General features: G+C 32.8%; 24 protein-coding genes. 18 read left to right on the top strand and 6 right to left on the bottom strand.

The window, feature by feature from the left end:
* Positions 1-17 precede the first annotated feature (17 nt).
* Both recG and JJ842_01335 read left to right on the top strand, forming a co-directional pair.
* Complete coding sequence (gene recG / locus JJ842_01340) at positions 18-2,474, top strand: ATP-dependent DNA helicase RecG (protein ID MBO6970556.1); 2,457 nt, start codon at positions 18-20, stop codon at positions 2,472-2,474.
* Positions 2,475-2,531: 57 nt separating this feature from the next.
* Positions 2,532-3,215, top strand: coding sequence for a D-Ala-D-Ala dipeptidase (locus JJ842_01335; GenBank protein MBO6970555.1), 684 nt, complete (start codon positions 2,532-2,534; stop codon positions 3,213-3,215).
* A gap of 3 nt (positions 3,216-3,218) precedes the next feature.
* On the opposite strand, the gene JJ842_01330 is transcribed toward JJ842_01335, so the two are convergent.
* The gene (locus JJ842_01330; GenBank protein ID MBO6970554.1) at positions 3,219-5,006 is read right to left on the bottom strand and encodes an NADPH-dependent assimilatory sulfite reductase hemoprotein subunit; all 1,788 of its coding nucleotides are present in this window, start codon (positions 5,004-5,006) and stop codon (positions 3,219-3,221) included.
* A gap of 87 nt (positions 5,007-5,093) precedes the next feature.
* Here JJ842_01330 and JJ842_01325 point away from each other — a divergent pair, with 87 nt between their 5' ends.
* Positions 5,094-7,256, top strand: a complete 2,163-nt coding sequence (locus tag JJ842_01325) for a glycine--tRNA ligase subunit beta (GenBank protein MBO6970553.1) — start codon at positions 5,094-5,096, stop codon at positions 7,254-7,256.
* Here the strand turns inward: JJ842_01325 and chlP are convergent.
* The gene (chlP, locus tag JJ842_01320; GenBank protein MBO6970552.1) at positions 7,237-8,577 is read right to left on the bottom strand and encodes a geranylgeranyl reductase; all 1,341 of its coding nucleotides are present in this window, start codon (positions 8,575-8,577) and stop codon (positions 7,237-7,239) included. The genes JJ842_01325 and chlP overlap by 20 nt on opposite strands.
* Before the next feature lie 114 nt (positions 8,578-8,691).
* Here chlP and JJ842_01315 point away from each other — a divergent pair, with 114 nt between their 5' ends.
* The 5 genes from JJ842_01315 to ccsB all read left to right on the top strand — a co-directional run bounded on the left by JJ842_01315 (position 8,692) and on the right by ccsB (position 13,575).
* Positions 8,692-9,405 carry a D-alanyl-D-alanine carboxypeptidase family protein gene (locus tag JJ842_01315; protein ID MBO6970551.1) on the top strand — a complete coding sequence of 238 codons (714 nt, stop codon included), beginning with the start codon at positions 8,692-8,694 and terminating at the stop codon, positions 9,403-9,405.
* Between the two features lie 130 nt (positions 9,406-9,535).
* Positions 9,536-11,338 carry a translational GTPase TypA gene (gene typA / locus JJ842_01310; GenBank protein MBO6970550.1) on the top strand — a complete coding sequence of 601 codons (1,803 nt, stop codon included), beginning with the start codon at positions 9,536-9,538 and terminating at the stop codon, positions 11,336-11,338.
* A gap of 4 nt (positions 11,339-11,342) precedes the next feature.
* Positions 11,343-11,711, top strand: a complete 369-nt coding sequence (locus JJ842_01305) for a DUF309 domain-containing protein (protein MBO6970549.1) — start codon at positions 11,343-11,345, stop codon at positions 11,709-11,711.
* Between the two features lie 94 nt (positions 11,712-11,805).
* Positions 11,806-12,534: an LPS export ABC transporter ATP-binding protein gene (lptB, locus tag JJ842_01300; protein ID MBO6970548.1), complete on the top strand. Its 729-nt coding sequence runs from the start codon at positions 11,806-11,808 to the stop codon at positions 12,532-12,534.
* 111 nt (positions 12,535-12,645) lie between these two features.
* Positions 12,646-13,575 (top strand): c-type cytochrome biogenesis protein CcsB, encoded by a 930-nt coding sequence (gene ccsB / locus JJ842_01295; protein ID MBO6970547.1) that lies wholly within the window; start codon positions 12,646-12,648, stop codon positions 13,573-13,575.
* 21 nt (positions 13,576-13,596) lie between these two features.
* Here the strand turns inward: ccsB and rpe are convergent, their stop codons facing one another.
* The gene (gene rpe / locus JJ842_01290) at positions 13,597-14,355 is read right to left on the bottom strand and encodes a ribulose-phosphate 3-epimerase (protein MBO6970546.1); all 759 of its coding nucleotides are present in this window, start codon (positions 14,353-14,355) and stop codon (positions 13,597-13,599) included.
* Between the two features lie 188 nt (positions 14,356-14,543).
* Here rpe and glpX point away from each other — a divergent pair, with 188 nt between their 5' ends.
* The 7 genes from glpX (at position 14,544) to JJ842_01255 (ending at position 21,493) form a co-directional block, all read left to right on the top strand.
* The gene (gene glpX, locus JJ842_01285) at positions 14,544-15,545 is read left to right on the top strand and encodes a class II fructose-bisphosphatase (GenBank protein ID MBO6970545.1); all 1,002 of its coding nucleotides are present in this window, start codon (positions 14,544-14,546) and stop codon (positions 15,543-15,545) included.
* Positions 15,546-15,563: 18 nt separating this feature from the next.
* Complete coding sequence (locus tag JJ842_01280; protein MBO6970544.1) at positions 15,564-16,874, top strand: glutamyl-tRNA reductase; 1,311 nt, start codon at positions 15,564-15,566, stop codon at positions 16,872-16,874.
* 130 nt (positions 16,875-17,004) lie between these two features.
* On the top strand, positions 17,005-18,300 hold the full coding sequence (locus JJ842_01275) for a glucose-1-phosphate adenylyltransferase (protein ID MBO6970543.1): 1,296 nt from the start codon (positions 17,005-17,007) through the stop codon (positions 18,298-18,300).
* A 94-nt stretch (positions 18,301-18,394) separates the two neighbouring features.
* Positions 18,395-19,813 (top strand): NADP-dependent phosphogluconate dehydrogenase, encoded by a 1,419-nt coding sequence (gene gndA, locus JJ842_01270; GenBank protein MBO6970542.1) that lies wholly within the window; start codon positions 18,395-18,397, stop codon positions 19,811-19,813.
* Positions 19,801-20,538, top strand: a complete 738-nt coding sequence (gene pgl, locus JJ842_01265; protein ID MBO6970541.1) for a 6-phosphogluconolactonase — start codon at positions 19,801-19,803, stop codon at positions 20,536-20,538. The genes gndA and pgl overlap by 13 nt, the downstream gene beginning before the upstream one ends.
* 30 nt (positions 20,539-20,568) lie before the next feature.
* The gene (locus JJ842_01260; GenBank protein ID MBO6970540.1) at positions 20,569-21,117 is read left to right on the top strand and encodes a CIA30 family protein; all 549 of its coding nucleotides are present in this window, start codon (positions 20,569-20,571) and stop codon (positions 21,115-21,117) included.
* Positions 21,107-21,493: a coat-like protein gene (locus tag JJ842_01255; protein ID MBO6970539.1), complete on the top strand. Its 387-nt coding sequence runs from the start codon at positions 21,107-21,109 to the stop codon at positions 21,491-21,493. The genes JJ842_01260 and JJ842_01255 overlap by 11 nt, the downstream gene beginning before the upstream one ends.
* Before the next feature lie 21 nt (positions 21,494-21,514).
* Here JJ842_01255 and ilvD read toward each other — a convergent pair whose 3' ends face one another.
* Genes ilvD through JJ842_01240 form a run of 3 tightly spaced genes read right to left on the bottom strand, consistent with a single transcriptional unit; the run spans position 21,515 to position 24,149 of the window.
* Entirely contained in the window at positions 21,515-23,188 is a 1,674-nt protein-coding gene (gene ilvD / locus JJ842_01250) for a dihydroxy-acid dehydratase (GenBank protein ID MBO6970538.1), read from the bottom strand.
* A 23-nt stretch (positions 23,189-23,211) separates the two neighbouring features.
* Entirely contained in the window at positions 23,212-23,502 is a 291-nt protein-coding gene (locus JJ842_01245; protein ID MBO6970537.1) for a hypothetical protein, read from the bottom strand.
* Between the two features lie 29 nt (positions 23,503-23,531).
* The gene (locus tag JJ842_01240) at positions 23,532-24,149 is read right to left on the bottom strand and encodes a uracil phosphoribosyltransferase (protein MBO6970536.1); all 618 of its coding nucleotides are present in this window, start codon (positions 24,147-24,149) and stop codon (positions 23,532-23,534) included.
* A 63-nt stretch (positions 24,150-24,212) separates the two neighbouring features.
* Here JJ842_01240 and JJ842_01235 point away from each other — a divergent pair, with 63 nt between their 5' ends.
* From JJ842_01235 to JJ842_01225, 3 genes are read left to right on the top strand one after another with little or no spacing between them, the layout of a single operon-like run.
* Positions 24,213-24,725, top strand: coding sequence for a pentapeptide repeat-containing protein (locus JJ842_01235; GenBank protein ID MBO6970535.1), 513 nt, complete (start codon positions 24,213-24,215; stop codon positions 24,723-24,725).
* Between the two features lie 9 nt (positions 24,726-24,734).
* A complete protein-coding gene (locus tag JJ842_01230) occupies positions 24,735-25,799 on the top strand; it encodes a GTP-binding protein (protein ID MBO6970534.1) in 1,065 nt (354 codons plus the stop codon).
* A 45-nt stretch (positions 25,800-25,844) separates the two neighbouring features.
* Entirely contained in the window at positions 25,845-26,009 is a 165-nt protein-coding gene (locus JJ842_01225) for a hypothetical protein (protein MBO6970533.1), read from the top strand.
* Positions 26,010-26,060: the final 51 nt, after the last annotated feature.

The following is a 26,060-nucleotide window of genomic DNA, read 5'->3' as shown; positions in this document are numbered from 1 at the left end:
TAAAAATTTTTTTAAATGTGACTTTTAGCGGGAATAATAATAAATTAATTAAAGATTGGATAAGACCTCTTCAAAAGTCTCTAACTATTGAAACTGAAAACAAATATATTAATACCTTAGGAAGAGAGAAATTTTTTAATGATTATCTACATGAATCACTAACAAAAATAGATAATTTGAATCTATCAGAAGAATATTTGAGAATATTTGATGAGTTTTCTAAAAAATATTATGAATATAATAAATTAGATGATAATCAAAGAAAAAGGTTAATTATAGATACAAGAAAAAGTCTTTATAACCTTGGTAAAACCTTGGATGTAGAAAGTTCTAATGATATTTCTAATAGGATTATTTTGAAAAAAGCTGATTCAAATTTGTCTCTTGATTCAGAGATTTCATTAATAAAAAATGTAGGGAAAGTGTATAAAAATAAGCTTAATGAACTAGGGATTTTTCATATAAAAGATCTAATAAATTATTTTCCACGAACATATTTAGACTATACGAATAGAGTTAAGATAATGAATTTAAAACCAGATAATTTATATACGTGCATCGCAAATATTAAAAGATTTTATATGCATAAGAGTAAAAAGAATAATAATTTATCGATAATGAACTTTGTCGTTTCTGATGAAACGTCTTCGATAAAGGTTACAAAATTTTTTTTAGGAAGGAGATTTAGATCTTATTCCTTTTTCGCATCTCAGAAATCTTTGTATACTCCAGGAACTAAATTAGCAATTTCCGGCAAGGTTAAACTGACAGAATATGGTAAAACTTTTGTGGATCCGCAGATTGAAATTCTCAAGGATAACAATGATAATTTTAATTTCTCTGGAAAAATATTGCCCTTGTATTCATTAGCTGAAACGTTATCGAATATGAGTTTTATAAAACTCATGAAAAAGATACTAATTTACGCAAAGAAATATCCAGAAATTTTAAATCATAAGCAACTTGATTCATTATCTTTATTATCGAAAGGAGAGTCTTTGATTAATATTCATTTCCCACCAACTCAAGAGGCACTTATTGAGTCAAAAAAACGTTTGGTTTTTGATGAGTTGTTTCTGCTGCAAATAAAATTCCTACTTAGAAAAAGAAAGACGAATAAAAATGTTATTAACAAACAATTACCTCAAAAGAAATCTTTACTAAAAGAATTTTTAAATGCTTTTCCTTTTGAATTAACAAAATCCCAAGTAAATGTTTTAGATGAAATTAAGGAAGATTTATCTAATCCAGCTCCAATGTCGAGACTGCTTCAAGGAGATGTGGGCAGTGGTAAAACTATAATTGCAATAGCCTCACTTTTAATTGTTATTGAAAAAAACCTGCAAGGTGCTTTTATGGTTCCTACTGAAGTATTAGCGGAACAACATTATAAAAGTTTATTAAAATATTTGAACCCACTTTTTGTCTCTGTCGAACTTCTTACTGGGAATACCCCTCAAAAAAAAAGAAAAGAAATTCTCTCGAATTTGAATAATGGACTAGTTGATATCCTTGTAGGTACCCACGCATTATTTGAGGATAAAGTCATATTTAATTCATTAGGAATGGTAGTAATTGATGAACAACATAGGTTTGGAGTTACTCAAAGAAATAGATTACTTAATAAAGGGGATAATACTAATTTGTTATCAATGACAGCGACACCAATTCCAAGAACTCTAGCGCTTTCTATCTACGGTGATTTAGATGTAAGTCAAATTACAGAACTTCCTCCTGGGCGAGTTCCAATATCTACAAAAATAATTTCTGAAGATGATTTAAATAGATTGTTCAAGATTGTTGATGATGAGATCACTCAAGGAAGGCAAGCTTATGTGATTCTGCCACTTATAGAAGATTCAGAAAAAATGAATTTAAGTTCTGCAAAGAAAATATTTAAATATTTATCTGAAGAGGTCTTTATTAATAAAAAAGTTGGATTATTGCATGGAAAATTAAATTCGCAAGAAAAGAATGAAGTGATTAATTCTTTTGTAAAAAATGAAATTAATATATTGGTTTCAACTACTGTAATTGAGGTTGGAATCGATGTGGCTAATGCCACAATTATGATTATTTATAATTCGGAAAGATTTGGGTTATCTCAGCTTCATCAACTAAGGGGTAGAGTCGGTAGGGGATCATCTAAATCTTTTTGTTATCTAGTAACTTCTGATAAAAATGGATTAGAAAATAAGCGACTATGTGTTTTGCAAAAGTCCAATGATGGCTTTTATATTGCCGAAAAAGACTTGGAGCTTAGAGGCCCAGGCCAGATTTTAGGATATAGACAATCTGGATTGCCTGATTTTGTATTGGACAATTTACCTAACAATAAATTTTTAATTGAAAAGGCCCGAGAAGAGGCTATTAAGGTTGTTAGTAATGATCCTGATTTAAAAGAAAATATTATTTTAAGAAATTTACTCATTGATAATTCTGATAATAAATTCATTCATGATTTCTTGAATTGAAAACGATCATTGTATTTTTAGATAGGTATGCAACTATAAATTAATTGCAAATTTCAATTGAAAATATGGAATAAAGTACCAATTAAAGATAATGGAGATAAATTAGTAACTATTCCTAGCTACTTAAACTTTTTAGATCCGCACCCTTACTTGGATTTAGGAGCACCTTACAAAGATAAAACTTCTATTTGGAAATTAAGAGAGGAGGTTGTAAATAGATTAGTAAAAGTAAATGATTATTTGATATCAAAGAATAGTTTTTACCTTTTGATTTATGACAGTTGGCGACCTTTAGAAGTTCAAGAATTTATGTTTAAAAGAGCATTTTTAAAAGAGTGTGAAAAATTGGATATTGATGCTTCTTTAAAAAATATGAAATCTTATCCATCTATCTTAAAAAAAGTTGAAAAATTTTGGGCATATCCCTCTTTTGACTCTAGATGTCCCCCACCTCATTCAACTGGGGGCGCATTGGATGTTTGTTTATCTGATAAAGAGGGAAATCTTTTTGAAATGGGAAGTAAGGTTGATCAAATGGATGAAACTTCAAACCCTTTTTTTTATGCAAACAAAAAGAATGAAGAAGCAATTATTTGGGATAGTAGAAGAAATTTATTAAGGGAAATTATGACTAAATTTGGTTTTGCTCAACATCCAAATGAATGGTGGCATTTTAGTTATGGTGATCAACTATGGGCTTGGAAGAATAAAAAAGAAAATGCGATTTATGGAAAAGTTTAAATTCTATTGAATCTCATTTAGTAAGTCTAAAATAGAACTTTCGTCTTGGTTATTTACAAAATCTCCGAAATCCAAATCCAAATTACTCTTCCAATTATCAAATAATGGTTGAAGAGTTTTTTCTAAATCGTTAAGTTCCATTCTTTGTAAGAATGGTTTAGCCAGCCTTTGTAGATTTTTACTTCCCCCTAACCATAATTGGTATTTGTTTTGGCCACTTCCAACAAGTGCTAATTCGGCCATATAAGGCCTGGTGCATCCATTCGGACATCCTGTCATTCTGAATAATATTGTCTTTTGTATTTTTAGATCTAATAGTAAATTTTCAATCCTTTTTAATACATCAGGTAATATTCTTTCAGCTTCAGTCATCGCAAGGCCACAAAGTGGTAAAGCAGGACAAGCTAAAGCGTGTCTTTGTATTTCATTAATGTTATCTAAATTTTCGTATCCAATTTTTGATAGAGATTGTTGAATTTTGTCTTTGTTTATATAAGCGATATTACAAAGTAAAATATCTTGATTGGGAGTGAGTCTTAAATCTAAATTATATTTTTTAACGATACTTGTTATGGTAGTTTTCTTCTCTCCAAATAATCTTCCTGATAATAAAGGTAAACCTACAAAATAGGAGGTTTTATTTTGTTTATGCCAACCTAGATAATCAATAAGAACTTTATCCGGTTCTTTTCTGATTTTTTTAATTTCTTTTTTGAAATACTTTTCAAAAAGTATCTTCTTGAACCATTTAATACCTTTTCTATGAAGAAGATATTTCATTCTCGAATTTTTTCTTGATTTTCTATCACCATAATCTCTTTGAATAGCCACAATGCTTTGTATTAATTCATAGACATCAGGCTCTTCAACATATCCAAGTGGATCTGCAATTCTGGCAAAGGTCTCTTCATTATTATGTGTGCGACCCATACCGCCTCCAACATAGAAGTTGCACCCTTCTAAGTTTCCATCTTTAGAAGTAAAAGCAACTATTCCTATGTCATTGGTAAGAAGATCTACAGAATTGTCCCCAGGAACTGTCACGGCACATTTAAATTTTCTCGGTAAATAAGTTGAACCATAAAGAGGCTCATCTTTTATCCCACTAAAAACATTATCTTTGAATTGGAGCTTCCTAATTTCTTCAATATCTTTGTCAGGCTTTATGGTGTACTCTAAATCTCCATCAGCCCAAAGCTCTAAAAAGGTGCCTTGGCCTGCCATTGGGGTGAGAAGATCTGCAACTTTTTTTGCCAATGCTCTTGCAACTTTATATTCTGGTGAATCAAATGGAGCCGCAGGGGCCATAACGTTTCTATTTATGTCTCCACATGCAGCTAATGTGGAGCCCATTGAATTTACTATTGTTTGGATTACTTCCTTTAGGTTCTCCTTTCTAATTCCATGCATTTGAAAGGCTTGTCTTGTGGTGGCCCTTAGTGTTCCATTACCTAGTTTCTCAGATAATTCATCTAACGCTAAAAATAATTTCCCAGGGACTTCACCGCCCGGATTTCTTAACCTAAGCATCATTTGCCAATCTTTACTTTTGCCCGGCCTTCTATTTTCCCTGTTATCTTGTTGATAACTACCATGAAATTTTAATAACTGTACTGCATCATTGGTAAAGTGATCGCTTTCATTATTTAGTTCTGTAGCAAGAGGTTCCTTAAGAAATTGGCTGCTTTTCTTGAAATTTTCAAATTTAGACACTTCTAATCCATTTGCCAAACAAACTGTTTCTTCTTTGGCAGGATTTTTCTTCTTTTTTACTTTCTCAACTTTGATCAACGGACCAAAACATATCTCTTTTTATACATTAGCGAAAAGCTTATTTAACTGGTAGTAAATTATATTATTAGAAGTTATATTTTTTTCTTGTCTAAATATTTACTTGAGATTGGAACCGAAGAGTTGCCTGCAAAATTTTCTCATTCTGTTTTAGATCAATTTAAATCTCTAATAGAGTTTGAATTGGATAAAAAGTTAATCAAATACGAACATATAGTTGTTACCTCCACACCAAGGCGGATAGTTCTACTTCTCGAAGGTTTAGTTGATTATGCGGAAGATAAAATAATAGAAAGAAAAGGACCTAAAGCAAATTCAGCTTATTTAAATGGATGTCCTACTAATGCTGCTTTAGGATTTGCTAATAGCTTAGATATAGATGTAGGTGAGTTAGAAATAAGAAATACAGAAAAGGGTGATTTTGTATTTGGAAAGAAAATTGAGAAAGGACTATCAACAAAAATTTCTTTGTCTTCGATTATTCCAAAATTAGTAAAGAGTCTTCAAGGCCCTCGATTTATGAAATGGGGGGCTGGGAACATAAAATTTTCAAGACCTATTAGATGGATCGCCTCTATTTATAATGATGAAATTCTTGATTTTGAATTTGATGAATGTGATCCAAAGATCAAAATAAGTAATAAAACAAAAAGTCACAGGGTAATCAATGAAGTTTTAGAAGTTCAGAATCCTGATGATTTTTTTGAATTATTGAAACGAAAAAGAGTAATAGCTATTCGAAAAGATAGAAAAGAAAAAATTGAAAGTTTAATAAATCAGGCATCTAAATCTTTAAATCTGAAACCTGACCTTTCAGAAGGCTTACTTAATGAACTAACCGATTTAGTTGAATGGCCAGACTTAATTATTGGTAAATTTAGTGATGAATTTCTTGATCTTCCGGTTGAAGTTCTCTCAACAGTCATGAAAAGTCATCAAAGATACGTTCCTCTTTTATTGAAAAACAAAAGTTTTTCTAAACTAGATTTAAGCTCTGAAAAAAATATTAGTACAACTTTCTGCGTTATTTCAAATGGTCTTGAAGAATCAAATAATATAATTGCCAAAGGTAATGAGAAAGTATTGAGGGCAAGGTTTTCAGATGCAAAATTTTTCGTAGAAAGTGACAAAAAAGTTGCTTCAATCGAAAGAAATGAAAAGCTTAAATCTGTTTCCTATTTGAAAGGACTTGGAAATATTTTTCAGAGGGTAGAAAGGATAGAGGAAGTTACTAAAAAAATTCTTATATTTTTAAATGATAAGTCTCTAGAAGAAAAAAAAATAATAGAAGCCGCTAAATACTGTAAAAACGACTTATGTAGCGAAATTGTTTTCGAATTCCCTGAGCTGCAAGGAATAATGGGTGGTAAATATCTTAAATATGAGGGATTTAGTGAGGATGTTTGCTTGGCTGTCGCTGAACATTATTTACCTTCTTTTTATAAAGATGCTTTGCCCTCCACAAAATATGGTGCAATAGTTTCTATAGCAGATAAGGTCGAAACTTTAATAAGTATATTTATTTCTGGGAAACGTCCCAGTGGATCATCTGATCCTTATGCTTTAAGAAGAAATTTGAATGGAGTGATCAAAATAATTTGGGATTATGAACTTCATTTACCTTTAGATAAATTATTTAACGAACTTATTGATTTTTGGGAAATCACATTTCCGAATTTAAACTTTTCAAGGGAAACAATATTTAATGATTTAAATCAATTTTTAGTTCAAAGAATTGTCAGTCATCTTGAAGAAATATCACTAAGTAAAGAATTAATAAAGGCCGTTTGTTCTTCTGATGAATTATCTCAAAAAAGAGTATTGAATATTGTTGATCTTAAAAATAGGATTAAATCAATTATGACTTTTAACGAAAAGGATAATTTTGTTGAAATCCAGAAAGTAATTACAAGGGTAAGCAAATTAGCTAATAAAAGTGATCTTTCAAGAGACGTTCTCTCAACAAGAGATTATGTAAACACAAAACTTTTTGAAAAAGATTGCGAATTGAAAGTTTTTGAATTTATTGGAGAATTAGAAAAGATTTTTTCGGAAGGTTATTGCAATTATTTAGAACTTCTTAATTTGTTTGAGATTAATGTAAACACTATCGAGGATTTATTTGATAATGAAAAGGGAGTCCTAATAATGTCAGAGAATTTAAAAGTAAGAAATAATAGACTCAATTTGTTGAGCTTAATTAGAAATTATTCTCTTAAAATAGCCGACTTTACACTTTTGAACTCTTAACTTTAATGCCTCCCTTTATTGAATAATTTTCTAGCATTTTTTCTACCTCTTTATTTTCCCTAACAGCACTGTCAACGGGTTTGTACTTTAGAGGTGCTAAGGCTTTTCCTCTTAAGATCGAGCCAAGTGTAAGCATTGTGATTTTAAGCTGCTGTAATGGCTTCATTGAGACAACTTTTTTGTATAAGTAACTATCAAAAGTAAGTCTTTGTACATCCATGTCATCACACATCTCAACAAAAGCTTCTCTTGCAGAATCGTTTCTATAGAAAATATTTTGAAGAATTTCTAGAACCTTATAAGTTGTGCCATATTTTTTATCCCACTTTTTAAGATAGTTTTTTAAATCTTTTTCTGATGGAACCACTTGACCGTTTTTTGATGCCTCAACAATTTCTTCTGCACACATTCGCCCGCTCTTTGCCGCAAAATAAATTCCCTCTCCCGAGCTTTTTGTGACATAACCGGCTGCATCACCAACCAATGCCATCCTTCCGACGACCCTCCTTGGTCTTGGATGCTCTGGAATAGGATGCGCCTCTACCTTGATTACCTCGCCATTAACAAGTCTTTTCTTTGCTCTATTTCTTACTCCCTCTTGAAGTCCTTTAATTAATGACTGATTCTTTTGCATAGTTCCAGTGCCCACAGCAACATGATCATATTTAGGAAATACCCACCCATAAAAATCAGGAGAAACATCTGTACCAACGTACATTTCGGCAAGATCTTCGTAGTAACTCATTTCTTCTTTAGGTAATTTTATTCTTTCCTGAAATGCAATAGCAACTTTGTAATCTCCTGCATCCATTGCTTTTGCAACTCTACTATTTGCTCCATCCGCTCCTACAAGAAGGTCAACAGTAAGCTCCTTTAGCTCTCCTTTTTTGTCTCCATTAGTAAAATCTGAATATGAGAGTTTGTATGGTCCTTGATTATTTTCGCCAGTATCAATAGAAGTAACTAATCCATTTACTAGCGTGGCGCCAAGATCAGATGCTCTGTTGCGCATAAAGGCATCCATAACTTCTCTTCTGCACATCCCAATAAACTCATTATCGCTTTTACCGTAAACTCTATCTAAGCTAATATCTACCTCTCTATTTGATGGGGATATCATTCTCATATGCCTTACTTTTCTATCAATAATTGACTCAGGTAAGTCAAATTCTTCTACCATACAAAGTGGAATAGCTCCTCCACATGGTTTTGCATTATCTAGTTTTCTCTCGAATAGCCAGGTTTCTATCCCAGCTTTAGCAAGTATTTCTGCAGCACATGAACCACTTGGACCTCCTCCAATAACAGCTACCCTCAACATATGTAAAAAAAATAATACTGTATATAAAAACTACATCTTTTTTGCTTATAAAAGTGCATTTCTTAAAATAATAGTTAATATCGAAATATGTTTTCCAAATTCAACATACATATATTGGAACAAAACAAAGAGATAGATCAATATGATATACCGCTCGCTAAAAGAACTTACTTAAATAATTCAAATTCAATATTATTTAAAAAATTACTAATATTTTCTCCACTTCTTTTCCTCCTTTTTTCTATCGCTATATTGCGATTGAAGGGGAATATAGAACTAGGTTCTTTTACAAATTTCAATTCTCAGGCTGAGAGAAATCAAGACCATAGAATTTTGGGTCATCTACCTTATGAGGAGATTCCTAAGGAGAAACTTGTTTTAATTGAGCCTCATATTGAAGTTCATATTGATATGCGTGAATCATTACTCAAGATGAGAGAAGAAGCAAAAAATGATGGTATATATTTAGTATTTTTGAGTGGTTTTAGATCTATAAATTTGCAAAATGATATCTTTTATTCCTTAAAATCTATTAGAAATCAAGAGGCGGCAGAAAGAGCTAGAGTCTCAGCCCCCCCAGGATATTCTGAACATAGTACTGGTTTTGCGATTGATATTGGTGATGCTACTAAAAGAGAAACAGATTTTGAGATCGAATTCGAAAATACTGAGGCCTTTAGATGGTTAATAAAGAATGCAGCAAAGTTCCACTTTAAGTTGTCTTTCAACAAAAACAACGAATATATAGATTACGAACCTTGGCATTGGAGATATGAGGGCTCAATTGAAGCCTTAAAAGTTTTTGAAGTTTCAAATAGAAAATTATAAATCTAATTTGTAAATTAAATAATTCATTAAAAATTATGTTTTTCAAAGTCTTAAGGAGAAAATTTTCATAAAAAGCATTCTTTGAGTTAGCCTTAATAAAGTCAATTTACTATTTATATAAATTTTATAAATGTCATCTTCGATAAAAGAAATTAGGAATGTTGCAATTATTGCTCATGTAGATCATGGAAAGACAACCCTTGTTGATGCATTGTTATCTCAATCAGGAATATTTAGGGACAATGAAGTTATTCCAACATGCGTAATGGATTCAAATGATCTCGAAAGAGAAAGAGGAATAACAATACTCTCAAAAAATACTGCCGTTAACTATAAAGACACCAGAATTAATATTATAGATACACCAGGACATGCGGATTTTGGCGGTGAAGTCGAAAGGGTTTTAGGCATGGTTGATGGTTGTTTGCTTATTGTTGATGCAAATGAGGGGCCAATGCCACAAACAAGATTTGTCTTAAAAAAAGCATTAGAGAAAGGACTTAGGCCAATAGTCTTTGTAAATAAAATCGATAGACCAAGAGTAGTACCAGAAATAGCCATTGATAAAGTCCTTGATTTGTTTCTAGAACTAGGAGCTGACGATGATCAATGTGATTTCCCTTATCTTTTTGGGAGCGGCCTATCTGGTTACGCAAAGGAAGAGATGGAGGCAAATAGTGACAATATGATGCCTCTTTTTGAAGCAATCATAAGGCATGTTCCACCACCAGTAGGCGACTCAAATAAGCCTCTACAGCTTCAAATAACTACTTTGGATTATTCTGACTTCTTAGGCAGAATTGTAATTGGAAAAATTCATAATGGAAAAATAAAAAATGGTCAACAAGCTAGTTTAATTAAAGAGAATGGAAAAACTATTAAAGGAAAGGTTAGTAAGCTACTAGGATTCGAAGGATTACAGAGAATTGATATAAATGAAGCATTCGCAGGAGATATTGTTGCTGTTTCTGGCTTTGATGACGTCAATATTGGCGAGACTATAGCATGTCCAGATTCGCCTCACCCTCTTCCATTAATAAAAGTCGATGAACCTACCTTAAATATGACTTTTGTTGTAAATGATTCCCCATTCGCTGGTAAAGAAGGAAAATTTGTTACCAGTAGACAATTGAAAAATAGATTAGAAAGGGAACTTTTGACAAATGTTGCCTTAAGGGTTGAAGAGACTGATTCTCCTGATAGGTTTTCGGTTTCGGGGAGAGGAGAATTACATTTAGGTATTTTGATAGAAACAATGAGAAGAGAGGGATTTGAGTTTCAAATCTCGCAACCTCAAGTAATTTTCAGAGAAATTGATAATGTTGAATGTGAGCCTATAGAAACTTTGGTTTTAGATGTACCAGAAGTTTCTGTTGGTTCATGTATAGAAAAACTTGGATCGAGAAAGGCAGAGATGAAAAACATGCAGACAAGTTCAGATGGCAGAACGCAATTAGAATTTCTTGTGCCATCTAGAGGATTAATAGGATTTCGTGGGGAATTTGTTCGGATAACAAGAGGTGAAGGGATCATGAGCCACTCTTTTCATGAATATAAACCTAAAACAGGAGATTTTGAGACACGTAGGAATGGGGTTCTTATAGCTTTTGAGGAAGGTGTGGCAACATTTTATGCATTGAAGAATGCTGAAGATAGGGGGGTTTATTTCATTAAGCCTGGAGTCAAAGTTTACAAAGGTATGATAATTGGAGAGAATAATCGTCCTCAAGATCTTGAGTTAAATATATGTAAAACTAAGCAGTTGACTAATATGAGGTCTGCAGGCGCTGAAGAACTTGATACCTTGCAGTCTCCTGTTGATATTACTCTTGAAAGAGCCCTTGAATATATCGGCCCAGACGAAATGCTCGAGGTAACACCTGATTCAATTAGAATGAGAAAAATAAATAAGAAGAAAAATATTAAAAATTGATTTTATGAATGAAGAAACTACCAAAAGTTTTAGAGATTCCCTTTTTACGGCTTTAGATCTATTTAACAATCAAAAATGGTACGAGGCTCATGACGCTTTTGAAGAAATTTGGAATTCTTTAGATGGTGAAGAAAGACAAGTCATACAGGGTATTTTACAAGTGTCCGTATCGCAGTTTCACTTAAGTAAGGGCAACTTAAATGGAGCGACTATTTTGCTTGGAGAGGGCTTAGGTAGAATAAAAACTAGAACTAAGATTAATTTAGGTATTGATCTTGAATCCTTTTCTCTAAGTTTGGAAAATTTATTGAGGAAATTACAATACAAAGAGTTATTAGATGAGAACGATAAGCCTTTTTTGAAACCTCTTTGATGAATATGAATATATCTTTCTCTTTGATTGCATTATTGTTTTCTATCTCATTATTTTTTCAAGAAAATAAATTTACTAAAAGATTTCAAAGAAAATGAACTTGAAAATTCAAAATGTATCCCTTTCAATTAAGGGAAGATTAATCGTAAAGGATGTTTCTATAACTGTTAATCCAGGAGAGGTTGTTGGTTTGATGGGACCTAATGGTGCAGGGAAAACGACTACTTTTAATCTTGCCGTTGGGAACATTAGACCTGATAGAGGTGAAATTTCACTAAATGGAAGAAACATAACTAATCTTCCGCTACCAATTAGATCAAAACTTGGGTTGGGTTATTTAACACAGGAGGCGAGTATATTTAGAGACCTTACTGTTAAGGACAATATAGATTTGGCTTTGCAGAATTCAACTTATAGTCGAGCGGCAATTAGAAATAGAAGGGAACAATTAATTAATGAATTTAATTTGAATAATTTTGTAGATAATTATGGTTATCAACTTTCAGGGGGAGAGAGGAGGAGGTGTGAAATAGCAAGAGCTCTTACAATAGGCAGAAAAGGGCCTAAATTTCTTTTATTAGACGAACCTTTTGCTGGGATAGATCCTCTAGCTGTTAATGATTTAAAGAAACTCATTCTTAAATTGAGTGGTAATGGGGTTGGGATTCTTATTACAGACCATAATGTTAGGGAAACCCTTTTAATTACAAACAAGTCTTATGTACTAAGTGAAGGAAAAATTTTAGCTTACGGAACATCTAGTGAACTAGCAGATAATCCAATAGTCAAGAGGTATTACTTAGGAGAAAATTTCAAACTTTGAAATTTGTTGCATAATAAATTCAAACTTAATTATTAAAGATTTACTCATATAAGAATGATTTAAATTATTATTTATTTGTTGTTGAATATTAAATCTAGATAAGAGTTTGACATGTTACTTAGTAACCTATTTAAAAATTTAATATATGACCCAGTTTCAGTATTGGGACTTTTAGTGTTTTACATATTATTAGTAAATCTACCAATATCTCTTAGTGCAGTTTTCAGAAAAAAGTCCTCTTTCACGGTAAAACTTCTTACTATTTTAGTGAATTTATTTATAACATTGCAATTACTTTTTAGGTGGTCGATTTCTGGACACTTCCCAATTAGCAATTTGTATGAATCTCTTTATTTCTTAACTTGGGGCATCACAATGGGACAATTACTAATAGAGAGGGAATACCAATCACCAATAATTCCATCAATTGCCATACCTATTGAGTTACTTACGGTGGCTTTTGCTTGTTTTGTTTTGCCTGACGATTTGAAATTATCGTCAAATTTGGTTCCAGCTTTAAGATCTAGTTGGTTAGTGATGCATGTTAGTGTTGTAATGCTTAGTTATGCAGCCTTAATAATTGGTTCATTACTTTCAGCTTCTGTTTTATTTGTTAATAAAAATACACCCCTTCAAATTAGAAGTAGCTCTACAGGGATAGGAGGTTTTAAGATTTCTAATAATTTTCCTTTAAATGATTTGGTTGATCCTATCGAATTTTCTCATTCAGAAGAACTAGATACGCTAAGTTATCGCTCTATATTGATAGGTTTTGTTCTTTTGACTCTCGGTTTAATTTCAGGTGCTGTTTGGGCTAATGAGGCTTGGGGCACTTGGTGGAGCTGGGACCCAAAAGAAACATGGGCATTTATCTCATGGTTGTTTTATGCTGCTTATCTACATATGCGAATAAGTAAGGGTTGGCAAGGAAGAAGACCCGCAATATTAGCAACTACAGGTTTTTTGGTGGTTTTAGTATGTTACTTGGGTGTTAATTTCTTAGGTATAGGTTTACATAGTTATGGCTGGATATTTGGATAAAATGTTAATCATGCAGAATATTTATTGAGGTTCAGATAGCACTTTTCCTTTTTGCGCTTCTTGAGCAACTTTCCTCAAGTCATCACATCCCTCTTTTAATGTTGGGTAAGCAAACATTCCACTGCCTGCAATAAAACAATTAGCACCAGCATGGGCACATTGTGAAATAGTCCAATTTGCTTTTATGCCTCCATCAACTTCAATGTCAACATTTAGATTTTTTTCAATAATAAAGTTTCTAATTTTTCTGATTTTATTAAGCATTGTTGGAATATAAGCTTGTCCTCCAAAGCCAGGGTTGACTGTCATAACTAAAACATGATCAACCATGTCCATAATATTTTCTATCATTTCAAATGGAGTATGAGGATTTAATGCAACGGAAGGAGATCCTCCTAAGTCTCTAATTCTTCCAAGAACTCTATGTAAATGAATATTTGCTTCGGCATGAGCTATTACTACTCCTGGTTCACCATTTGCCCCTTTTGTAGCTTTTACATAAGATTCAAGCATTGTTTCGCAATTGTATTGGCTTACCATTAATTGCGTTTCAAAAGGGACATTGCAATATTTCCTGCATGCAGCAATCATTTCAGGACCGAATGTAAGATTTGGTACGAAATTTCCATCCATTACGTCAAATTGAATTCTATCTACCCTAGCTTCCTCGAGCTCTTTCACACATGCCCCCATATTTGCCCAATCTGCTGGTAAAACTGAAGGAATTATTTGAATTGGTCTATTAACACCAGCTAAATTTGTTTGATTTGACTCAGTCATTTAATTTTTAAAATATTTAATAAAGATACTATATTTAGTTGTTTATTCCTAATTTCAAGTCATGGCCTGATAAAGTAACAGCTGTAAAGAGTTAAAAAAAGCTTACTAGCATAATAATTCTCATAAAAAATGACGTTTTATATGAGATCATACTCAAAACATTATTGAAAATCCTCAAAAATTTAATTGTGAATCAAACTCTAATTCAAGAAATTCTCGAAGTTGTTGAGCAGGCAGCAATTGCCTCAGCAAAACTAACAGGACTTGGTCAAAAAGATGAAGCTGATGCTGCAGCTGTCGAAGCAATGAGATTACGAATGGGCAAAATTGAAATGAAAGGGAAAATTGTTATTGGAGAAGGCGAAAGAGATGAAGCACCTATGCTTTATATAGGTGAAGAGGTAGGGAGTGGAAGTGGACCCGGGGTTGATTTTGCAGTAGATCCTTGTGAAGGAACTAATCTTTGTGCAAATAATCAAAGAGGTTCTATGGCCGTTTTGGCAGCTTCAGATACCGGCGGTCTTTTTAATGCACCTGATTTTTATATGAACAAATTAGCAGCTCCTCCTGCTGCTAAAGGGAAAGTTGATATTAGAAATTCGGCTACTGAAAACTTGAAAATTCTTAGCGATTGCTTGGATCTTTCTATTGATGAATTAACTGTTGTTGTAATGGATAGAACAAGGCATAAAGATTTAATTAAAGAGATTCGTGGATGTGGTGCAAAAGTACAACCAATTTCTGATGGCGACGTTCAAGCTGCGATTGCATGTGGTTTTGCAGGGACTGGAACACATTGCTTGATGGGTATAGGTGCAGCTCCAGAAGGTGTTATTTCGGCTGCCGCAATGAGAGCTCTAGGTGGACATTTTCAAGGTCAACTTGTTTATGATCCAGCAATTGCTCAAACTTCTGAATGGGCTGATTACACAAAAGAAGGGAATATAAAACGTCTAAATGAAATGGGAATAACAGATATAGACAAAATCTATGAAGCCAACGAATTGGCATCGGGAGAAAATGTTGTTTTTGCTGGAAGTGGAATAACTGATGGATTATTATTTGACGGAGTCAAATTTGAGAGGGATTGTGTTAGAACAAGCAGTCTAGTAATAAGTACATTAGATAGTACTGCAAGATTCACAAATACTGTCCATATAAAAGATGGTGCTAAGAGTATCAGCCTTTAAAAATTCACTTTTAATTTTATGCATATTGTTGTCGTCGGACTAAGTCATCGCACGGCACCTGTCGAAGTGCGTGAGAAGTTAAGTATTCCTGACCAATCTATAACAGAATCATTGGAAGCATTAAGATCTTTCTCTGATGTGTTAGAGGTGTCAATTTTAAGTACTTGCAATAGGCTAGAAATTTATGCGCTGGTAAAGGATAAAAATACTGGTATTTCATCAATAAAAGAATTTATAGCAGATTATTCCGGAATTGTTTTTGAAGATTTAAATCCTCATCTTTTTTGTTTTAGACAAGAAGATGCAGTTTTACATTTAATGAAAGTTTCTGCAGGACTCGATAGCCTCGTTTTAGGTGAAGGGCAAATCCTCTCTCAAGTGAAAAAAATGATGAGATTAGGTCAAGAGAATCAATCTACTGGACCTATTCTTAATAGACTTTTAACCCAATCTGTTAGTACAGGTAAAAAAGTTAGATCTGAAACAAATTTAGGTACTGGAGCAGTTTCAATCAGTTCAGCAGCGGTAGAACTCGCTCAATTGAAAATTGGGCAAGAAAAGGGGCTTGATACTCTTGTGAGCTTGGAATCAGAGAAGGTTCTTGTAGTTGGGGCAGGACGAATGAGTAGGCTTTTAATAACTCATTTAAAATCAAAAGGATGTCATAAACTTATTCTTGTAAATAGAAATATTGATAGAGCATTGAATCTTGCAGTAGACTTCCCCGACTTAGAAATCGTTTGTAAAGGGTTAAACGAATTAGATGAAAACATTTCAATATCTTCTCTTGTTTTTACTAGTACAGCGTCTGAAGAGCCAATAATTGATCTTGCTAAAATTGAAAAATTAAATTTGAATAATAAACTTAAATTCATTGATATTGGTGTACCGAGAAATATATCTAATGATGTAAAACAACATGAATTTATAAAATCATTTGATGTGGATGATTTACAAGAGGTCGTATCAAGAAATCAAGAATTTAGACAGAAAATAGCGAAGGAAGCAGAATCTTTAGTAGAAGAAGAAAGGATCATTTTTCTTGAATGGTGGGCAAGTTTAGAGGCGGTTCCAGTAATTAATAAACTCAGATCAGATTTGGAGTTAATTAGAAAAGAGGAATTGCAAAAAGCACTAAGCAGGATGGGTCCAGATTTTTCTGCTAGAGAAAGAAAAGTTGTAGAAGCTCTGACTAAAGGAATTATTAATAAAATACTCCATACTCCTGTTACCAAGTTGAGAAGTCCTCAATCAAGAGAAGAAAGACAAGTTTCTTTGAAAATCATTGAAAAACTATTTTCTTTGGTAGAGGAGGATAAAAATAACTAATTTTTCCCTAATTATATTAAGTTTTTCCAGTGATTTATCGAAATACCTTTGTAAACTGACCATTTGTATTTCTAAATATGCCCATAATCAGTTACTTTAAATAGTTGTATATATACCTCCATTAGATTGAATGAAGCGTGTGTTGGCTATAATCCTCGGAGGAGGAAAAGGTTCTAGACTTTACCCTCTAACAAAAATGAGGGCTAAACCTGCTGTGCCATTGGCAGGTAAGTATCGTTTAATAGATATTCCAATTAGTAATTGTATAAATTCAGGCATCGAAAAAATGTACGTATTGACCCAGTTCAATAGTGCATCTTTAAATAGACATATTGGAAGAACTTATAATTTAAATGGCCCTTTTGGTCAAGGATTTGTGGAGGTTTTAGCCGCGCAACAGACTCCTGATAGCCCGAAATGGTTTGAAGGTACCGCTGATGCCGTAAGAAAATACCAATGGTTATTTCAAGAGTGGGATGTTGATGAATATTTAATATTGTCAGGTGATCAACTATACAGAATGGACTACAGTTTATTTGTTCAACATCATAGAGATAATGGTGCTGATTTAACTGTTGCAGCTTTGCCTGTTGACGAAGCTCAAGCAGAAGGTTTTGGCCTCATGAGAACGGATGATGTAGGAAATATCAAAGAATTTAGTGAAAAACCCACTGGAGAGAAGTTGAAGGCAATGGCAGTAGATACTTCAAAATTTGGTCTGAGTAAGGATTCAGCTGCCAAAAAACCTTATCTAGCCTCAATGGGTATTTACGTTTTTAGCAGAAATACTCTTTTTGATCTTCTAAATAAATTTCCTAGTTATACGGATTTTGGTAAAGATATAATTCCTGAAGCCCTAAATAGGGGCGATACTCTTAAAAGTTATGTATTCGATGATTATTGGGAAGATATCGGTACCATTGGAGCATTCTTTGAGTCAAACCTTGCATTGACTGAGCAACCAAAACCTCCATTTAGTTTTTATGATGAAAAGTTTCCAATTTATACAAGACCTAGATTTCTTCCACCTTCCAAGCTTGTAGATGCTCAAATTACTGATTCAATAGTTTGTGAAGGTACAATCTTGAAGTCATGTAGTATTTTACACTGTGTTTTAGGTGTAAGAAGCAGGATTGAAAGTGATTCGGTTCTTGAGGATACTCTTGTTATGGGTGCCGATTTCTTTGAATCACCTGAAGAGAGGATTGAATTAAGAAAAGGAGGAGGAACGCCTCTTGGAGTAGGTGAAGGAACTACTGTAAAAAGAGCAATTCTTGATAAGAATACAAGAATTGGTGATAATGTAGTGATTATTAATAAAGATCGAGTAGAAGAAGCCGATAAGCCAGAATTAGGCTTCTATATTAGAAATGGAATCGTAGTAGTAGTTAAAAATGCAACTATTGCAAACGGAACTGTTATTTAAATCTTTCGATCATTTTTCGCTGACATAAGTATTTTTTTTGAGCAATTTTGTTGAGTTGCATGCACACTATATTTATTGAGTTTTTTAATTTTTTATGTCCAAGGCACATTTTGGTTTAATAGGTCTTGGTGTTATGGGCGAAAATTTAGTTCTTAACGCAGAGAGAAATGGATTTTCTAGTGTAGTTTTTAATAGAACTTACTCAAAAACTGAAGAATTTTTACAAGGTCGTGGCCTTGGAAAGAATATAGAGGGAGCTGAAACTCTTCAAGAATTTGTTAATAAGCTAGAGAGGCCTAGAAGAATTCTAATGATGGTAAAAGCTGGACCCGCAACAGATGCTGTTATTGATAATATTTCTGGATATCTCGAGGAAGGAGATCTATTAATAGATGGCGGGAACTCTCAATTTAAAGATACAGAAAGAAGAGTTAATACTCTTGAAAGTAAAAGTTTTGGATACATTGGAATGGGAGTCTCTGGAGGTGCCAAAGGAGCTTTAGAAGGCCCAAGCATGATGCCTGGCGGGACTAAGGCTTCATATGATGCAATAGAAAGCTTATTAACAAAAATGGCTGCCAAAGTTGAAGACGGACCATGTGTTGCATATGTTGGACCAGGAGGCTCAGGTCATTTTGTAAAAACTGTTCATAACGGAATCGAATATGGTATTGAACAAATACTCGCAGAAGCTTATGACCTTATGAAAAGAGTCAAAGGCATGAATGGAAAGCAGATGTCAGAGGTATTTGGTATTTGGAATAATACTGATGAATTATCTTCTTATCTTGTAGAGATAACAGAGATTTGTCTAAATACAAAAGATGAGATAACTGGAGATGATATCGTGGAAAAAATATTAGATAAAGCTGGACAGAAAGGTACTGGGTTATGGACTGTTGTAAGTGCTTTAGAACTTGGGGTATCAGTCCCAACTATTTATGCATCGTTAAATGCAAGAGTAATGAGTTCTCTAAAAGAGCAACGTAGTGAGATTGAAAAAACTATTCCATCTAAACAGATAGAGGATTTTGATTTAGGAAATATATCAGATGGAATGAAACCTTTGTTTGATGCTATAGTTCTTGCCACAATTGCTAGCTATGCCCAAGGTATGGATATTTTAAGAGAAGCATCTGCAGTTTATAACTATGGTTTGAATATGCCGTCAATTGCTCAAATATGGAAAGGTGGTTGCATAATTAGATCAAAATTATTAAGTAAAATTCAAGATGCTTATAACAAAGACCCTAATCTAAAAAATTTAATTTTTGATGATTGGTTCAATAATGAAATTGGTACTAGATTAGATAACTTAGCTAAAGTAGTTTCTCTATCCACAAAAGCTGGTATACCAGTACCATGTCTATCTAGTACTTTAGATTATTTGAATAGTTACAGAACCAATAGACTTCCTCAGAATCTTGTTCAAGCAATGAGAGACTGTTTTGGCTCTCATACATATGAAAGAATTGATAAGGAAGGTAGTTTTCATACTGAATGGGTGAAATGATTGAAAAGGTCACAAATGGATACACCATAAAGATATATAAAGACAAGTTAGAACTATCAACAGCGGTTTTTAAGTTTATTGAAAGTCTCATTATTCATACTTTAAAAAAGAAAGGCAGGTTTAAATTTTGTGTGAGTGGAGGTTCAACGCCTAAATCTGTGTATCACCTCTTATCTAATAGTGATCTTAGATGGGATATGGTTGATGTCTTTTTAGGAGATGAAAGATGTGTCGATCCAAATTCAGAATTAAGTAACTCGTTAATGTTGAAAAATTCATTGTTAACTAATTTTGGATCTAAAGCTTTTTTTTATGAAATTTTCAATGATTTAAATGCTGATGATGAAGCTACAAAAAATCAATTTATTGCAAAATTATTTGAAAAATGCGGATCAAACCCTCCCTCCTTTGATTTAACTTTATTAGGTCTTGGAGACGATGGTCATACAGCTTCACTATTCCCTTATCAAAAAAATAATAATGTAGATGATCTTGTGATTTTTAATGAAGGTAAAGGATTAAAAAGAATTTCATTAACGCCAAAGGTACTTTCAGCTTCATCAAAGATAGTATTTTTGGTTAGTGGAGCCAATAAAAGAATTGCTCTTGAGAGGTTATTAGATGAAAAGGAGCCTCTGGATAGAACGCCATCAAAATTAATAAAATCTATTAATCAAATTTCAATATTTTGTGATCAAGAATCAGCAAAAGAATTAGAAATTTAGTTAAAGTCTAAAAATAATTAGAATTATTAAATGAGTAAGAAAAAATTTTTATTCCAGAAAAGGGATTTCGATGGTTGGAAAACATTAAATGATACCGTTATGGGCGGATCAAGTTCAGCTTTTTGTGAACTTTCAAATTCTGGTTTGATATTAAAGGGTAATATTGTCGAGAAAGCAGGAGGATTTGTTAGTTGTAGATCGTCTATATATAAACCTTCTTTAAATTTATCTGAGTATTCATCCTTTGAATTAAATATTGATGGACAAGGAAGAACTTTTAAATTCGCTGTCGCTTGTGAAGATGCTTTACTAGGACTAACGGAATTTATTCCAGGCGGTCTCAGGTGGATTAAATCATTCCCAACAAAAAAATTTGGAACAACAAATGTTCAAATTCCTTTTAGTGAGCTAAAACCTTCAGTGAGAGCTAATAAAGTACGTTTCCCATTTAAATTCAAGCCATCTAAAATCAAAAGATTACAACTACTACACTCTAAGTTTGGTGATGATGGATTACTTAATAATGAGTTTAAACAGGGTTCAATAAAAGTTTTAATTAAATCAATAAGTGTTATTTGAAAATCCACCTAAAAATATAGAGAGCTTAATCGCTAAGTCAGCAGATTTAACAAATAAACCTTTTGTTCATTCTGTCGTAAAAATAAATGGTGAATACGAATTCGAAGAAGAAGATATTGATTTAACAGTTAATATCTTATGTCGAGATAAAGAAGGTAAAAGAATAGAAATTTATGATCTTGAATTAGAACTTTTTAAATCAAATAAAGAGTTAGTTTTAGTAATCTCTAAGCTTAATTTCCCTGATGAACCAATATTATGGTGTGGAGTTAAAACATTATGGATGGATAGCAATAATGGGAAAAAATGCAACTCACCAAAATACAGCGCTAGATTGGAAAATTTAGCAAATAGGATAAAAAGTTTTATTGATTAAGAAAATAAAACTTAAGTTGATTTATAAATCAGTAACAGCCCCTAAACTTGATGTGCTTACGATTCTCGAATATTTTGAAAGAATTCCTCTTTTGTATTTTTGTATAGGTTTTACCCAATCTTTTTTTCTTTTTTCTAATTCTTCGTCTGATAAATCAACTTCAATTAATTGTTTTACAGCATCTACTGTAATTAAATCACCTTGTTTTATTAGAGCAATATTTCCTCCAACAGCTGCCTCTGGAGCTATGTGACCCACAACAAGACCATAGGTACCACCGCTAAATCTGCCATCGGTAATTAAAGCTACCTTCTCTCCTAGCCCTTGACCAACAATTGCAGATGTTGGAGCTAACATTTCTCTCATGCCTGGGCCTCCTACAGGGCCTTCGTTTCTAATAACAACAACATCACCAGCTTTTATATCGTTATTTAATATCGATTTTAAACAATCCTCTTCACTTTCAAAAATCTTTGCTGGACCTGTTAACACGGGGTTTTTTACTCCGCTAATTTTGGCTACAGAACCTTCACTCGCTAAGTTACCTTTTAATATCGCTAAATGTCCTTTTTTATAAAGAGGGTCATCTATATCTCTTATGACATTTTGATTTGTTGGAGGCTTATCTGGAATATTCTGTAAGTATTCTGAGATAGTTTTGCCTTCAATGTTTTTGCAATCGCCATGAATTAATCCTGCATTCAAAAGTATTTTCATTACTTGTGGAATTCCGCCTGCCTTATGAAGATCCACGGTCACATATTTACCACTCGGTTTAAGGTCACAAATAACGGGTACTTTTTGTCTGATTCTCTCAAAATCATTAATATTGATATCTATTCCTGCAGTATTCGCAATAGCTAAGATGTGCAATACCGCATTTGTTGATCCGCCAATTGCCATAATAACTGATATTGCATTTTCAAATGCTTTCTTAGTCATTAGGTCTAGAGGTCTTATATCTTTTTCTATTGCAGAGACTAATATCTCAGCACTTTTATCTGCACTTAGTTCTTTTTCAAGATCTTCAGCAGCCATAGTGGAACTGTGGGGAAGACTTAAACCTAATACTTCAATAACCGCAGACATTGTATTAGCTGTAAACATCCCTCCACAGCTACCAGCACCAGGAATACAATTTTTCTCAACTTGGATTAGCCTTTCTTCATTAATTTTGCCTGATGTTAATTGTCCAACAGCTTCAAATGCACTAACAACAGTAAGATCTTCTCCATGCAATTTCCCAGGCTTTATTGTCCCTCCATAAATAAAAATTGAGGGAATATTCATTCTTGCAATTGCAATCATTGCACCCGGCATGTTTTTGTCACATCCACCTATAGCAAGTACTCCATCCATACTCTGCGCATTGCATGCTGTCTCAATTGAATCAGCAATAACTTCTCTTGAAACTAGAGAATATTTCATGCCCTCTGTTCCCATAGAAATGCCATCACTTACTGTTATAGTCCCAAACATCTGAGGCATCCCACCTGATCTTTTAATTGATTCTTCAGCCTTTAGAGCTAACTTATTTAAACCCATATTGCATGGTGTTATGGTGCTGTATCCATTTGCAACTCCAATAATAGGTTTATTAAAATCTTCATCATTAAATCCAACAGCTCTTAACATCGATCTGTTAGGGGATCTTTGCACACCTTGGGTTATTGCAGATGATCTGAGTTTATTCATATTATTTGAGAACCTTTTTTATTCTATTGCCCCAACTCTTCAAGTTGCCTCCTTACATCAGCAATTGCAGAATTAAGTTGCTCAACTTTCTTCTCCAGATTCTCTCCTTCAACTTCATTTATATTTTCATTTGAATCAATCGCTTCAGAGCCGTCTTGAATCCTCGAGGAATACATCATTGCTTTTTGTTTTTTTTCCTCCTTTCTTTTGTCTGCTTCGGATATTAACCACCAAGCTAATCCTGCTGCTCCAATAAAAGCTCCACTTATTAATGATAAAAGATTATTTGAAGACGAATCTCTGTATTCAGACATTGGTAAAATATTTGCTCCTATATTCTATATTAGTTCTTATCTTGAAATATAGTACTCAAACGCAATAAAGGATTCCCAATTCCAGGTACTAATGATTTTAGGTTTTCGTCTTCCTCATCTATGCAAGAGGTGTAAATTACCTGGTTAGGGAACAATTTCGCAATTTCATTTAACCCTTTATTTGAGCAAATAGCAGTTATTAACAAAATCCTATTGGAATCAACTCCTAATTCCTTTAATTTTATTAAAGTTTCTAATGTTGCCGATTTTGTAGTTATTTGTTCCGAATAAAAAATAACTCCTTCATTTGGTTCAATAGTTTTAGGAAGTTCTCCTAATGAAAGAGTTGCATTAGGAATTACCTCTTTAGATCCAAACCAAAGAGATAAACCTTCTGGCAAAATTGCGAGCACTTTTATTGGATAATCATTATTAATAAAGAATCCATCTGAGTCCCCATAATCAGTATTTACTATCTCTTTTTTATATGGCAGCCAATTACGTAATGCTTCATATGTAAGCCATTTTCCTAATTGTTCATATCCTGTTGAGTACAAAATATTTGGAGTATTTTTTTCTCGCAATATTGAAAGCCAATGTTTTATTAACGGATGAGGAGGAACAATAACCTTTAGTGACATTGCCATATATTTTCCTTTAAGATAGTCTTACAAACTTTAAATACTTAAGTTCTAAAATACAGTTTTATTATGATTAAATCAATTGTTTTCCCTTCACTAAAGAATGCATTAATTTCTTTTTTGTTCGTTGGGATTTTATTTTTTAATTCTGTAAATTCTGCATGGGCTAAAAGACCTCCTGAAATTAGAAACCAGCAAGACCTTAATTTAGAGCCAGATATGCATGGTCAAGATTTAAGCGGTAACGAATATGTTAAGTTTGATTTGAATGGGTTTAATTTCAGTGAAAGTAATTTAGAAGGCGCGGTGTTCAATAATAGTAAATTGCAAAATTCAAAGTTTAATGGAGCCAATTTAAGAGATGCACTAGCTTATGCAACAGATTTTACTGATGCAGATCTTTCGGATGTTAATTTTACAAATGCTTTATTAATGGAGAGTAATTTTGAAGGAGCAAAAATAGATGGTGCAGATTTTACTGATGCTGTTCTTAGTCGTACACAACAAAAACAATTATGTGCGATTGCTAATGGCACAAATAGTTCTACAGGAGAGAGTACAGAATATAGTTTAGGTTGTTAATCATCAAAGATGAAAAAAAAAATTCCAGTTATAGTTGTTTCGGGATTTCTTGGTTCAGGTAAAACAACTTTTCTAAGATATCTATTAAAAGAGAGTAATAAAAAATTTGGTTTAATAATTAATGAATTTGGTGATGTTGGAATTGATGGTGATTTGATTAAAAGTTGTGATAAATGTGATGAATCTGAAGACGACTGTGTAATCGAATTAAACAATGGATGTTTATGTTGTACTGTTCAAGATGATTTTGTTCCATCAATAAAAGCTCTCCTAGAATTTAATCCTCCTATCGAATCAATAATTATTGAAACAAGTGGCTTGGCACTACCAATGCCCTTAATTCAAGCACTTAACTGGCCTGAGATTAGGTCTTCCATTTACCTTGATGTTGTTGTTGGTATCGTTAATGGAGAATCAATGCTTAACGGTTCACCAATTAATGATTTAAATAAAATTACAAAACAATATAATGAAACAGATAAAATTGATCACAACGCCACTATAGACGAACTATTTGAGGAGCAACTAGAAGTTTCTGATATCGTTTTAGTCTCTAGATCAGATATCTTAAATGACGATCAGTTTGACGTTGTAAAAAATAAAATTCAAGGAAGTCTGAACTCATCTACACCAGTCCTTAAATCCAAGAATGGCAAAATTGATTTGAAATATCTATTTGATTTTAATTTTAAAAAAGAGACTTATAAAAAATTTTTAACTGAAGAACATGACCATAATCATGTTGAACTTGTATCAGATTCAATTAAATTAAATTATTTCCTTGAAAAAAATGACTTTGAAAAGGAGATGTCAAAAATCTTGGATGAATTAAATATTCTTCGAATAAAAGGGCGTATTTGGATACCAAACAAATCATTGCCTTTACAAATACAAATTGTTGGAAAGAAAATTAATACTTGGTTTGAAGAAGCTCCAGACAATTCTTGGAGACCAAATGATAATGCTGGACTTGAATTAGTAATAATTTCCTTTGATGAAAAATCTATAAAAACTTTCAATAGAAAAATTAAAGAGAAATTTAAGATTTTAAGTGAACCAAAAATAGCAATTTGACATTATAGTTAGCTGCCGGGATACTAAATCAGTTGACAGCCCAAGATGGAAAATCCAAAAATTGTATTAAAACAAATAATCCATGACGAAGTTACATCAATTGATAAAATAAAATGTTCAAAATGCGGTGGGGCAGGAAACTTTAAAACTCATGAAAATTCAAGAAGAACTTGCTTAGTTTGTTTTGGTAGAGGTTACATAAACATCTAATAACTCACAGAACCTTAATGTAAAAATATTTGTTTATTAATCAATAGTACT

This window comes from Prochlorococcus marinus CUG1433 (genome assembly GCA_017644425.1).
GTDB lineage: Bacteria > Cyanobacteriota > Cyanobacteriia > PCC-6307 > Cyanobiaceae > Prochlorococcus_A > Prochlorococcus_A marinus_U.
The sequence above is the reverse complement of the archived record's forward strand: the minus strand, read 5'-3'. Positions and strand labels throughout refer to the sequence as shown.